The organism is Streptomyces sp. NBC_00306 (genome assembly GCF_036169555.1).
Classification (GTDB): domain Bacteria; phylum Actinomycetota; class Actinomycetes; order Streptomycetales; family Streptomycetaceae; genus Streptomyces; species Streptomyces achmelvichensis.
Map to the genome: position 1 here is coordinate 1,555,006 of NZ_CP108032.1, position 12,409 is coordinate 1,567,414.

At 71.9% G+C, this 12,409-nt stretch carries 12 protein-coding genes; 4 read left to right on the plus strand and 8 right to left on the minus strand.

Annotated features, from left to right (window positions below; genetic code table 11):
• Positions 1-14 precede the first annotated feature (14 nt).
• Positions 15-476, plus strand: a complete 462-nt coding sequence (locus tag OHA05_RS06975; RefSeq protein ID WP_313947262.1) for a MaoC family dehydratase — start codon at positions 15-17, stop codon at positions 474-476.
• 114 nt (positions 477-590) lie between these two features.
• On the opposite strand, the gene OHA05_RS06980 is transcribed toward OHA05_RS06975, so the two are convergent.
• The 3 genes from OHA05_RS06980 to OHA05_RS06990 form a co-directional block, all read right to left on the minus strand.
• A complete protein-coding gene (locus OHA05_RS06980) occupies positions 591-1,214 on the minus strand; it encodes a TetR/AcrR family transcriptional regulator (protein WP_313947261.1) in 624 nt (207 codons plus the stop codon).
• Between the two features lie 130 nt (positions 1,215-1,344).
• On the minus strand, positions 1,345-1,632 hold the full coding sequence (locus OHA05_RS06985; protein WP_313947260.1) for a YiaA/YiaB family inner membrane protein: 288 nt from the start codon (positions 1,630-1,632) through the stop codon (positions 1,345-1,347).
• Positions 1,633-1,718: 86 nt separating this feature from the next.
• Positions 1,719-2,870: an acyl-CoA dehydrogenase family protein gene (locus OHA05_RS06990; protein WP_328860078.1), complete on the minus strand. Its 1,152-nt coding sequence runs from the start codon at positions 2,868-2,870 to the stop codon at positions 1,719-1,721.
• Positions 2,871-2,934: 64 nt separating this feature from the next.
• Between OHA05_RS06990 and OHA05_RS06995 the strand changes: the two genes are divergently transcribed.
• The 3 genes from OHA05_RS06995 to OHA05_RS07005 all read left to right on the plus strand — a co-directional run bounded on the left by OHA05_RS06995 (position 2,935) and on the right by OHA05_RS07005 (position 5,471).
• Positions 2,935-3,579, plus strand: a complete 645-nt coding sequence (locus OHA05_RS06995; RefSeq protein WP_313947258.1) for a TetR/AcrR family transcriptional regulator — start codon at positions 2,935-2,937, stop codon at positions 3,577-3,579.
• Between the two features lie 159 nt (positions 3,580-3,738).
• A complete protein-coding gene (locus OHA05_RS07000; protein WP_313947257.1) occupies positions 3,739-4,437 on the plus strand; it encodes an ArsR/SmtB family transcription factor in 699 nt (232 codons plus the stop codon).
• Between the two features lie 32 nt (positions 4,438-4,469).
• Complete coding sequence (locus OHA05_RS07005; RefSeq protein ID WP_328860079.1) at positions 4,470-5,471, plus strand: DMT family transporter; 1,002 nt, start codon at positions 4,470-4,472, stop codon at positions 5,469-5,471.
• Here OHA05_RS07005 and OHA05_RS07010 read toward each other — a convergent pair.
• From OHA05_RS07010 to OHA05_RS07030, 5 genes are all read right to left on the minus strand, one after another.
• Positions 5,434-6,768, minus strand: a complete 1,335-nt coding sequence (locus tag OHA05_RS07010; RefSeq protein WP_328860080.1) for an MFS transporter — start codon at positions 6,766-6,768, stop codon at positions 5,434-5,436. The genes OHA05_RS07005 and OHA05_RS07010 overlap by 38 nt on opposite strands.
• A gap of 190 nt (positions 6,769-6,958) precedes the next feature.
• Positions 6,959-8,047 (minus strand): Zn-dependent alcohol dehydrogenase, encoded by a 1,089-nt coding sequence (locus tag OHA05_RS07015; RefSeq protein WP_313947254.1) that lies wholly within the window; start codon positions 8,045-8,047, stop codon positions 6,959-6,961.
• Positions 8,048-8,063: 16 nt separating this feature from the next.
• Entirely contained in the window at positions 8,064-9,458 is a 1,395-nt protein-coding gene (locus OHA05_RS07020; RefSeq protein ID WP_313947253.1) for an aldehyde dehydrogenase family protein, read from the minus strand.
• Between the two features lie 125 nt (positions 9,459-9,583).
• Positions 9,584-10,924, minus strand: coding sequence for an ABC transporter ATP-binding protein (locus tag OHA05_RS07025; RefSeq protein ID WP_327685042.1), 1,341 nt, complete (start codon positions 10,922-10,924; stop codon positions 9,584-9,586).
• 215 nt (positions 10,925-11,139) lie between these two features.
• Positions 11,140-12,345 (minus strand): MFS transporter, encoded by a 1,206-nt coding sequence (locus OHA05_RS07030; protein WP_313949072.1) that lies wholly within the window; start codon positions 12,343-12,345, stop codon positions 11,140-11,142.
• Between the last annotated feature and the right edge of the window lie 64 nt (positions 12,346-12,409).

Here is a 12,409-nt window from a genome sequence, read left to right on the forward strand (position 1 = left end):
CAGGGACCAGGGACATGGCCGAGCCGAGGATCTTCACCTCCCCCGACGAGCTGCGCGCCGGCGTCGGCGAGCAGCTGGGGCACAGCGACTGGCTGGAGGTCGACCAGAAGCGGATCGATCTCTTCGCCGACGCGACCGGTGACCACCAGTGGATCCATGTGGACCCCGAGCGCGCGGCCGGCGGCCCCTTCGGCACGACGATCGCGCACGGCTACCTCACCCTGTCGCTGCTGCCGGCCCTCGTGCCGCAGGTGCTGCGCGTCGAGGGCATGAAGATGGGCATCAACTACGGGACCAACAAGGTACGCTTCCCCGCTCCCGTGCCGGTGGGCTCGCGTCTGCGCGCGACGGCGGTGCTGCAGAGCGTCGAGGAGGCGGGCGGCGGTGTCCAGGTGACGGCCCTGGTGACGGTCGAGCGCGAGGGCGGCGACAAGCCGGTGTGCGTGGCCGAGTCGGTGTCCCGCTACTTCTTCTGATTCTTCGGATTCTTCGGATTCTTCAAGGTCACAGCATCCCGCCGCGCCGCGCGGTTCGATGCCCCGTGGCGCTCCGGCGCCGCGGGGCCTCCGGGCGCCACAGGGCAGGCGGGGCTACGTACGCGCGGAGACCATCCGCAGGACGAGGTCGGCGTAGAGCGAGCCGACCTCCTCGGGCGTCCTGGTCCCGCCGGTGTTGAACCACCGCGCGACGTCGATGCACAGGGAGAGGACCGCCAGCGTGGTGCCCGGCACGTCCGGGACGTCGAACTCCCCCGCCGCCACACCGTCGTTCAGGATCTCGCGCACGACCGCGTCGCTGCGGCGGCGCAGTTCCACGATCTCGGTGCGGTGTTCCTCGGAGAGTGCGTCGAGCTCGTACTGCACCACCCGGGCGGTGTTGTGGCGGCCGGCGTGCCAGCGCACGAAGGAGCTCACGGCGTCGGCGAGCCGCTCACCGGGAGTGGTGCCGCGCGCGGACGCCGCGGACAGCACCTCCAGCGCCCGGTCGTGGCCGATTCGGCTGATCCGGTGAAGGAGCTCTTCCTTGGTCTTGTAGTGGATGTAGAGCGCGGCGGGACTCATACCCGCACGGCCGGCGATGTCGCGCGTCGTCGTCGCGTGATAGCCACGCTCGGCGAAGGCCTCGACGGCGGCGACCAGCAGCTTCCTCGCCGCTTCGGGCGCGACCTCGCCCCACGGCATGTCCTCGCCGGTCATGTCCTCCGCCGTACTCATTCACTCGCCCCTTCCGCTCAGCAGCGGGAACACCATACCCCGAGGGTGAGCAAGCGCTTAGGGTCTGTCGGTTGGATCTTGCCGGGCCCGATCCAACCGACAGCCCCCGGTCTTCGCCGTCTCCAGCGCCTCACAGCTTCTGGAACGGGTCGTGCTCGGCGAGCAGTTTCTCCAGCCGTGCCTGGTCCACACGGCTGACGATCTGCCCTGCCTCCTGGCGGTCCCTGACGACCTTGGCCAGGGTGAAGGCGGAGGTCGTCAGATAGAGGACGGCGATGGCGAGGAACGCGCGCACCCAGCGGTCGGCGTCCATGGTCCAGATGCCGATCGCGACGGCGCCGAGCGCGATGGCGAAGGAGGCGACGGCCTGCCCGTAGTACGCGCCGGTGTTCTGCTGCTTGACCTGTGTCTCACTCATGGGCCACAGCATCGCGGCCGGCGACCGGGCCCACATGGGCGCTGCTACTCAGCCGCGTACTCAACGCAGCACCGGCCCGGGACGGTTCAGAACGCGGAGACTCCGGTCAGCGCCCGGCCGATGATCAGCTTCTGGATCTGGCTGGTGCCCTCGTAGAGCGTCATCACCCGGGCGTCGCGGACCAGCTTTCCGACGGGGTACTCGTCGATGTAGCCGTAACCGCCGTACACCTGCAAGGCGTTGTTGGCCGCGCGGACGGCCGCCTCGGAGGCGAAGAGCTTGGCCTGGGACGCGGCGGTGGCGAAGTCCCGGCCCCGGTCGACGAGGTCGGCGACGCGCCAGGTCAGCATCCTGGCCGCCGCCACGTCGACGGAGATGTCGCTGATCAGCTCCTGGACCAGCTGGTACGAGGCGATCGACTTGCCGAACTGCTCCCGCTCGCCCGCGTAGCCGACGGCCGCGTCCAGAGCGGCCTGGCCGATGCCGACACAACCGGCCGCGACCGACATCCGGCCCTTGGCGAGGGCGGACATGGCGATCGAGAAGCCCTTGCCCTCGGGGCCGAGCAGCGCGTCCTCCGGCACCCGGACAGCGTCGAGGACGAGCTCGGCGGTGGCCTGTCCGCGGAGTCCCAGCTTGCCGTGGACGGTGTGCCGGGCCAGGCCGGGGCTGTCCGTCGGCACCAGGAAGGCGGAGACGCCGCGATGCCCGGGGGTGTCGTTCGTCCGGGCGAAGAGAAGCACCACATCGGCCCAGGTGCCGTTGGTGATGAACATCTTGGAGCCGGTGATGACCCAGTCGTCGCCGTCGCGCACCGCGCGGGTGGTGAGGTTTCCGGCGTCGGAGCCGGTGCCGGGTTCGGTGAGCCCGAAGCAGCCGAGCGCGTCGCCGCTGGTGAGCCCGGGCAGCCAGCGGCGCTTCTGCTCCTCGTCACCCCAGGACGCGATGGTCTTGGCCACCAGCCCCAGGGAGACGGAGACGATGCCACGCACCGAGGAGTCCCCGCGGCCGAGCTCCTCGGTGACCAGGCAGTACGCGAAGTGGTCGCCGCCCGAGCCGCCGTACTCCTCGTCGACGGTCAGCCCGAGGAAGCCCAGCGAGCCGAGCTTCTTCACGATCGACCGGTCGACGCTCTCGGCCCGGTCCCACTCGGCCGCGTAGGGGGTGACATCGCGGGCCACGAAGTCCTCGGCCAGCTGCCGTACCGCCGCCTGCTCCTCGCTCAGCTCCAGGTCCATGCGCCACACCCCACTTTTAACTATCACTGCTAGTTTCTTGTCGGCAGGCCCTACTATGTGCCGCATGGCCCGACCGCGCAAGCCCCTCCTCAGCAGAGAACGCATCGTCGAGACTGCGAGCGCGCTCGTGGACGCCGAGGGCCTGGAGGCGGTCTCCACCCGGCGCCTCGCCGCCGAACTCGGCGTCAGCGGCCCGTCCCTCTACAACCACTTCCGCAACAAGGACGAGATCCTCGACGCCGTCGCCGACGCGGTCAGTGCCCAGGTCGATCTGTCGATGTTCGACGAGGGCGACGGCCGCGACTGGAGCACGGCGCTGCACGACTGGGCCGTCTCCTACCGCGCGGCCCTCACCGAGCACCCGAACATCGTCCCGGTGCTCGCCCGGGGACCCGGGCGGCGTCCGGCCGGTCTGCGGGTGGCGGACGCCGTGTTCGGCGCCATGGTCCGCTCGGGCTGGCCGCCGGCCCAGGCGACCTACATCGGGGCGCTGATGCGGTACTTCATCACCGGCTCCGCCCTCGGCTCGTTCGCCCGGGGCTTCGTGGACGACGAGACGGCGTACGACCCGGCCGACTACCCGCATCTGGGCCAGGCCCACCTGCTGGCCGACCGGCAGCAGAAGGTGGACGAGGGCGCGTTCGAGACGGGGCTGCGGGCGCTCGTCGACGGCCTGGCGGTGCAGTACGCGGCCATGGTGCGGGCCTGACCGGACGCCGGAACGGGCGGCGCAGCCGGTCCGCGGAGGACGCCCGAGCCGGTCCACGGGGGCGCTGCCCGAGCCCCCGGCGCCCTTGGCCGTCACACCGGACCGGGCCGCCGACACCCTTCGGCCGTCACCGAACCGTGGTCGGCGCATCCTGGGGACATGACCTCCTCCCGCGATCTCGCCGCCCTCGCCGCGCTGCTCGCCGACGAGACCCGTGCCTCCTTCCTCCTCGCCCTGCTCGACGGGCGCGCCTGGACCGCGGGAGAACTCGCCCGCCACGCGCGCGTCGCGCCGTCGACCACCAGCGAGCATCTCGGCAAACTCGTCGCGGGCGGGCTGCTCGCCGAGGAGCGTCAGGGGCGGCACCGGTATGTGCGGCTCGCCGACGACCGGGTGGCGCACTTGGTCGAGGAGCTCGCCGGGTACACCGATCCGGGCAGCCGGCCGGCGCCGCGGACGCTCGGTGCCGCCGGCGCCGCGAGCGCGATGGCCCGCGGGCGTACCTGCTACGACCATCTCGCCGGGCGGCTGGGCATCGCGGTCACCGAGGCCATGACCGCGCGCGGCCTGCTGCGTCAGGACACCGGCTTCGCGCTCACCCCGCAAGGGGTCGGCTGGTTCGACGCGTTGGGCCTGCCACTGCGGCCGCGCGGCAAGCGGCCACTCGTACGGTCGTGCCTCGACTGGACCGAGCGCAAGCCGCATCTCGCGGGCGCCGCCGGGTCCGCGCTGTGCCGGCACGCGCTGGACTCCGGCTGGTGCGTACGCATCGGGTCGGAGCGCGCGGTGAAGGTGACCGCGGACGGCGAGCGTGCGTTCTCCGAGCTGCTCGGCATCGAGCCGGAGATATTGCGGTGAACGCCGAAGCGTCGGAGTCGTACGGTCGGAACATGAGCCCCCAGGACACCTCCCCGACCTCCTCTCACCGCGCGCACTGGCCCGCCCTCGCCGCTGCGGGTGTCACCGTCGTGCTGTGGGCCTCCGCGTTCGTTTCGATCCGCAGCGCCGGTGAGGCGTACTCCCCCGGTGCGCTGGCGCTCGGGCGGCTCCTCGCCGGTTCGCTCGCGCTCGGCTGTGTGCTGCTCGTACGGCGGGAGGGACTGCCGCCGCGGGCCGCCTGGCCGGGGATCGCCGTCTCCGGACTGCTCTGGTTCGGCGTCTACATGGTGGTGCTCAACTGGGGTGAGCAGGAGGTCGACGCGGGCACGGCCGCGATGGTGGTGAACATCGGGCCGGTGCTCATCGCGCTCCTCGGCGCCAGGCTGCTGGGCGAGTCGCTGCCGCCGCGGCTGCTCGCGGGGATGGCCGTCTCCTTCGCGGGCGCGGTGACGGTGGGGCTGTCGATGTCCGGCGAGGGCAGCGCGTCCACGCTGGGCGTCCTGCTGTGCCTGCTGGCCGCGGTCGGCTACGCGGGCGGGGTCGTCGCCCAGAAGCCGGCGCTGGCGCATGCGAGCGCCCTTCAGGTGACCACCTTCGGCTGTCTGGTCGGTGCGGTGGCGTGTCTGCCGTTCATCGGACAGCTGGTCGACCAGGCAGCCCGCGCGCCGGCCTCGGCGACGCTGAACATGGTCTACCTGGGCGTCTTCCCGACGGCCCTGGCGTTCACGACCTGGGCGTACGCCCTGGCCCGGACCACCGCGGGACGCATGGGCGCGACGACCTACGCGGTACCGGCCCTGGTGGTACTGATGTCGTGGCTGGCGCTGGACGAGATCCCGGGGTGGCTGACGATGGCGGGCGGTGCGCTGTGCCTCGCGGGCGTCGCGGTCTCGCGCTCCCGGGCTCGCGTGGTGACGGCCGCCCCCTCCGGAGAAGTGGTGTGCGGCCGCCCGGACGCGATCGGAACGAAGGCCCCTACTGGCGAGCAGCCGCCCTCGAAGCCAGGATCCTGATGGAGACGAGGGCGATGACGGCGAGTCCGATGATGTAGGCGGACACCGCCATGGACGTACCCGTCGCCTCCAGCAGCAGCACCATCATGAACGGCGCGAGCCCGCCGCCGAACACCGCCGCGATCTGGTAGCCGAGCGAGGCGCCGGTGTAGCGCATCTCGGCGGTGAACAGCTCGGCGAACAGGGCCGCCTGCGGCCCGTACATGATGCTGAGGAAGCAGCTGGTGACGAAGGTGCCGACGCCGAGCCAGAGCAGCGACCCGGTGTCGATCAGCAGGAACATCGGGACCGCCCAGACCAGCAGGCCCACCGCTCCGGCGGCGTAGATCCGCAGCCGGCCGATGCGGTCGGACAGCGCGGCCGCCGCGGGGATCAGCACCAGTTGGGTGAGGCTCACGCAGAGGGAGACCGCCAGCACGGCGCTGCGCTTCATGTCGAGTTCGCGGGTCGCGTAGTCGAGGACACCGGTGATGATGATGTAGAAGGTCGCGGTGTTCACCGCGAACGAGCCACCGGCCAGGAACACCGTGCCGAGGTGCTCGCGCAGGATGGTGCGCAGCGGTGAACGGGCCTCGCCCTTCTCCTTCTCGGCGAGCGCCTTCTCCGCCTCGCGGAACTCGGGCGTCTCCTCGACCTGCGTGTGGATGTACCAGGCGAGGCCGAGGACGAGGAAGCCCACGAAGAAGGGGACGCGCCATCCCCAGGCGGCGAAGGTGGAGTCGCTGGTCACGGCGCCGGCGACGAGGAACACGGTGTTGGCGCTCACCACGCCGATGGGGACACCGAGTTGGACGAGGCTGCCGTAGAGCCCGCGCTTGCCCTCGGGGGCGTACTCGGTGGCCATCAGCATCGCACCGCCCCACTGGGCGCCGACGGCGATGCCCTGGACGATCCGCAGCAGCACGAGGAGCACGGGCGCGGCGATGCCGATCGTCTCGTACGTCGGCAGCAGACCGATGCCCGCGGTGGCGGTGCCCATCAGCGTCAGGGCCAGGACGAGCATCGGCTTGCGGCCGCGCTTGTCGCCGAGCTGGCCGGCGATGATGCCGCCGACCGGCCGGGCGAGGAAGCCGACCGCGAAGGTGGCGAACGCGGCGAGCACGCCCGCCGACGAGCTGCCGGAGGGGAAGTACAGATCGCCGAGCACCAGGGCGGCGGCGATGCCGAAGACGAAGTAGTCGTACCACTCGACGGCCGAGGCGAGGGCGGCCGCGGTCGCGACGCGGCGGCGGTTGGGGGCCGCCGGGGTGTCGGCCGGTGCGGTTCCGGACCGGGGGGAAGGGGGTGCGGTGTCCATGTGTGCTCACTCCGTGGTGCGGGGACGGGGAGTGCGGGGAACGTACCGACCGGTGGGTATGGCGTCAACGGGGTGCGCAGCAGTTGTTTTTCGGCCACGCGGGGAGCCGGGGCAGGCCGGAGCGCCCGGCGGGCACGGACCCGCCGAGCTGGGCTTTTCCCGCCCTGTCACAGAGACAGGACGGGCATCCTCACTCCTGACCGAACAGAATCAGCGCGCGGCCTCCGCGCCCCGTCCGCATGTTGTCGAACGCCGACGCGATGTCCTCGAGACCGATGCGGTCCGTCACCAGACCGGCCAGGTCGAGGCGGCCCGCCCGCGCGTGCCCGGCCAGGACCGGCAGGTCCCGCGCGGGATCGCTGTTGCCGTAGACACAGCCCGACAGGGTCCGGCCCCAGTGGAAGATCTCCAGGGCGTTGAAGGTCACCTGCTGGTCCTTGCCGCCGATGCCGACGACCGTGGTGCGGCCGCCGCGCCGGGTGGACTCCCAGGCCGTACGGATGGTCGTGGCCCGGCCGACGCACTCGATCGCGACGTCCGCTCCCTGACCGCCCGTGAGTCTGCGGATCTCCTTCGCGGTGGTGTCGGACGCGAGGACGAACTCAGTCGCACCGGCGTCCCGGGCCAGTTGCTCCTTCTCGGGCGAGACGTCCACGGCGACGATGGTGGAGGCCCCGGCGATCCGGGCCGACTGGAGCGTGGCGAGCCCCACCCCGCCCGCGCCGAAGACGGCCACCGACTCCCCCTCGCGCACCCGCGCGGAGTGGTGCACGGCGCCCCAGCCCGTCAGGACCGCGCAGCCCAGCAGGGCGGCCTCGGTCAGCGGGATGCCCTCCGGGGCGGGGATGACACAGCCGGCGGCCACCACCGTCTCCTCGGCGAAGGCGGCGACATTGAGACCGGGGTGCAGCTCCCGGCCGTCGGCCGTGCGGGCGTGGATGTCCGCCGCTCCGGCGAGAGCGTTGGCGCACAGCCACACCTCGCCGATGCCGCAGTGGTGACAGGTGCCGCAGGAGGGCGCCCAGTTGAGGACGACTCCGTCCCCGGGGGCGACATGGGTGACACCCTCGCCGACCGAGACGACCGTCCCGGCGCCCTCGTGGCCGAGGACGGCCGGCACCGGCACGCGCATGGTGCCGTCGGACAGGGAGAGATCGGAGTGGCAGACCCCGGCGGCGGTGAGGCGGACCCTGACCCGGCCGGGGCCGGGCTCGGGCAGTTCGATGTCGGTGATCTCCAGAGGAGAGCCGACGGCAGGCAGTACGGCGGCGCGGACCACGGTGGGAATCTCCGTCTCAGAACTGGAGGGACTTGGTCTGGAGGTACTCCGACAGACCGTGCGGACCGAGCTCGCGCCCGACGCCCGACTGCTTGTACCCGCCGAAGGGCGCGAGGGGATTGAAGCGCCCGCCGTTGATGTCCACCTGGCCGGTGTCCATCCGGCGGGCGAAGGCGACGGCCGTGGCGTCGTCCGCGGCCCATACCGCTCCCCCGAGGCCGTACACGGTGCCGTTGGCGATCCGCAGGGCGTCGTCCTCGTCCTCGTACCTGAGCAGCGCGACGACCGGGCCGAAGATCTCCTCCTGCGCGATGGTCATCTCCGGGGCGACGTCGGCGAAGACGGTGGGGCTGACGTAGTAGCCGGTCTCCTTCGGGGCGTCGGGGCCGCCGGCGACCAGCCGGGCTCCCTCGGCGACGCCCTTCTCGATGTATCCGCGCACGCGTTGCTGCTGCTTGGCGCTGACCAGGGGGCCGACGCGCTCGCCGGGGACGTACTTGGCGACCGCGGTGGCCGCGAGGGTGACGGCCTCGTCGTACTGATCGGTGTGGACCAGCATCCGGGTCCAGGCGCTGCACGTCTGGCCGGAGTTGGACATGACGTTGGCGATGCCGACGTTGACGGCCTTCGCGAGGTCGGCGCCCGGCAGGATCACATTCGCGGACTTGCCGCCGAGTTCCAGGGCGACACGCTTGACGGCGGCCCCCGCGGTCGCGCCGATCTGCCGGCCGACCGCGGTGGAGCCGGTGAAGGAGACGAGGTCGACGCCCTCGTGCGCGGCGAGCGCCTGTCCGGCCACCGGGCCGAGACCGGTCACCAGGTTGAAGACCCCGGCGGGCAGCCCGGCCTCGTGCACGGCGTCGGCGAAGAGCTGGGCGGTCAGCGGGGTGTCCTCGGCGGGCTTGAGGACCACGGTGCAGCCCGCGGCGAGGGCCGGGGCCACCTTGGCCACGACCTGGTGCAGCGGATAGTTCCAGGGCGTGATCGCACCGACCACACCCACGGGCTCCAGCAGGACGGTGGAGGTGCCGATCTTCTCCTCGAAGGCGTACGAGGCGGCCAGTTCGGCGTACGAGCCGGCGACCATCACCGGCAGGCTCGCGTGGACGGCCTGCGAGAGCGCGAGCGGCGAGCCGAGCTCGGCGGTCACAGTCTCGGCGATCTCCTCCTGGCGGGCCACCAGGGCGTCACGCAGGGCGCCGATCGCGGCCGCGCGCTCGGCGGGCGGTGTCGCGGCCCAGCCGGGGAACGCCTCACGGGCGGCCCGTACGGCGGCGTCGACGTCCTCGGGTCCACCGGCCGGGACATGGGCGATGACCTGCTCGTCCGCCGGGTTCACCACCGGGATGGTGTCCTGTCCGGCGGCGGGCCGCCACCGGCCGCCGATGTACATCCCGTCGTGGGCCTTCATCGCACTCCTCCAGAACCTGCCGGCAGTCGTGCGACCCAAACTAGCGGTGTTAGTTTTTTGACGCCAGGGGCGACCGTGCCGATCGGGCCACGGCCGAGCCACTCACGCAGGACCGGTGTACCGCGTCAGGCGTCCAGGCCGAGCAGGTCCGGCGGGGCGGGGCAGATCCGCTGACCCTGGTGGTCGAAGACGTACAGATGCGCGAGGTCCACCAGGAGCGGCACCTGGGCGCCGGTCCGCAGCCGTACGTCGGGCCCCGTCCGTACGACGAGGTCGCTCGGCGCGGTGGCCGGGCGCTCCGTCGCGAACGGCACCGGCTCCGGGTCGTCGAGCGCGACGACAGGACCGGCGACCTGCGCGACCGCACGCTCCCTGATCCGGGTGAGCACGCCCGGACCGCCGCTCCTGCCCCTGCGCCGGCGCACCGGGGGCCGCGGCCGGGGCGACTCCAGGTCGGCGACCACGGCGGGCCGCGACCCCGTGTTGAAGTGCACCAGCGCCTCGTGACCCTGGTACTCCATGTGCTCGACGATGCCGGTCAGGGCGACCTCGCCGGGGCGGGCCTGGCTGGGCGGCGCGATACGGGTGGACTCGGAGCGCAGCCCGACGATGATGTCGCGGCCCTGCTGGATCCGGAGCAACTGGTGGTCCACGCTGAGCGGTTCGGGCAGCGGGAGCCGCTGCTTGCCGAGGTTGATCGACATCCGTCCGTCGAGCGGCGCGTAGACGACGGCCTGGAGGAGGTTGATACGGGGCGTGCCGATGAACGCCGCGACGAAGACATTGGCGGGCATGGCATAGGTCTCGCGCGGGGTGCTCACCTGCTGGAGCACACCGCCGCGCATCACGGCGACCCGGTCGCCCAGCGACATCGCCTCGGCCTGGTCGTGTGTGACATAGACCGTGGTGACCCCCAACTCCCGGGTGAGCTGGGCGATTTCGGCCCGCAGATGATTGCGCAGCTTCGCGTCGAGGTTGGACAGCGGCTCGTCCATCAAGAAGACGGACGGTCTGCGCGAGATGGCCCGGCCCATGGCGACCCGCTGGCGTTCACCGCCGGAGAGCTGACTCGGATAGCGGTCCAGGACGTCCTCGATGCCGAGCATCCGGGCGGTGGCCTCGACCCGTGGCGCACGGTCCAGGCGCGGGTTCTCCAGCCGCAGCGGGAAGCCGATGTTCTCCCGGTTGGTCATGCTCGGATAGAGGGCGAAGTTCTGGAAGACCATCGCCATCGCCCGGTCACGGGGCGGCACATGGTTGGACAGCTCGCCGTCCAGCAGCAGTTCGCCCTCGGTGATCTCCTCCAGCCCCGCGATCATGCGGAGCACGGTCGACTTGCCGCAGCCCGACGGACCGAGCAGGACCACGAACTCGCCGGGCTCGATGTCCAGGCTGAAACGGTCGACGGCGCGTGCGCCCCGTCCGTACCGCTTGCTGACACTGTGCAGGGAAATGGCGCGCGTCATGGAGTTCCGCCCAGGGATGAGGAGGAGCGGTAGCGACGCCTGAAACCAGGGCCTGTCGCTCGGATCTTGCCGGGCTCGCGTGCCCTGGCACGCACGCTCGCCGCGTTGTCGTCAGTCGCCGACGCTCCGCGTCGGCTCCTTCCTCCGCCTTGCGATCGCACGCACCAGACCCCGCTCACTGACCCAGCCTGATCCGAGCGACAGACCCTAACCGACTACTCCCGGTCAGGGAATGATTCGGGCGAATGTTGAGGCTGGGGTTTTTGTACGGTGCCGGGGAAGCTGCGACTCCCTCCTCCGCTCGGCCGAACGCCCGTACCGCCGGGGGGAGTCGGGCTCCGCATCCCCAACCCCGCCGCGACCAGCAGCAGAAGGCCCAGCATCGTGAACGGCGCGGCGGGTCCCGCGACCCCGGCGATCACACCGGCGGAGGCGGGGGCCGCGACCTGGCCCAGACGGTTTCCAGTCAGCCGAAGGGCGAGCGCGGTTGACCGCGCACCGGCCGGGGCAGCCTGTACGACCGTCGTCATGGACAGCGGCTGACCCACGCCCAGGCAGAAGCCGAGGGCGGCCAGCATCACCGCGAGCGCCCAGACGGGGACCGGCAGTGCGATGCCACCGCACAGCAGCGCGCCGAGCAGACAGGTCACGGCCATCAGCGCCGTGCGGCCGAGCAGCCGGATCATGGGGGTCATCACCAGCCGGCAGGCGATGGTCGCGGCCGCGCGCAGGCTCAGCAGCAGGCCGACGGTCGCGGGTGCGATGCCGCGATGCTCGCCGATCACCGGGAGATACGCGGTGAGGATGTCGGTGGCGGAAAGCACGGCGAGACTGGTGAAGATCCCGGCGGGCACGCCCCGGGCGCCGAGTATCCGGCGGACGGGCACCTTCCGTGGGCGTTCGCGGGCCGGTGCTCCGCTCGTGCGGTGCTCGATGCGCCACAGCGAGGTGAGGGACACGGCGCCGACGGCAGCCGAGGCGACCAGGGCGAGCGCGCTCGTACGGCCCATGGCGCCGTCCTCGCCGGAGACGAGGAACCCGGCGGCGACCGGCCCCACCAGTTGTCCGAACGAGGCGCCGATGGTGAAGTGACCGAAGTTGCGGTCCTGTTCGTCCGGTGCGGACTGGCGGGCGACGATCGACTGCGCGCCGATGACGAAGAAGAGATGGCCGAGGCCCATCACGCCGCTCCACGCGGCCATCGCCGTGAGCGAGCCCGCCGTACCGCTGAAGGCACACCCGCCGGAGATCAGGACGACGCCGACGGGCAGCAGGGGTGCACACCGCCCGTGGTCCGTCCTGCGCCCCAGCGGTACGGCGGCGAACAGGGGGAGGAGCGCGTACACGCCGGCGATCACACCGACCGCGCGCTCGTCCGCACCGAGCGACAGCGCCCGGTAGGAGACGGCGGGCCGCGCCATCGACACCGCCGCCTGCGCGAAGCCGAAGGCGATGACGAGGCGCAGCAGCCAGCTCCGGGATCCG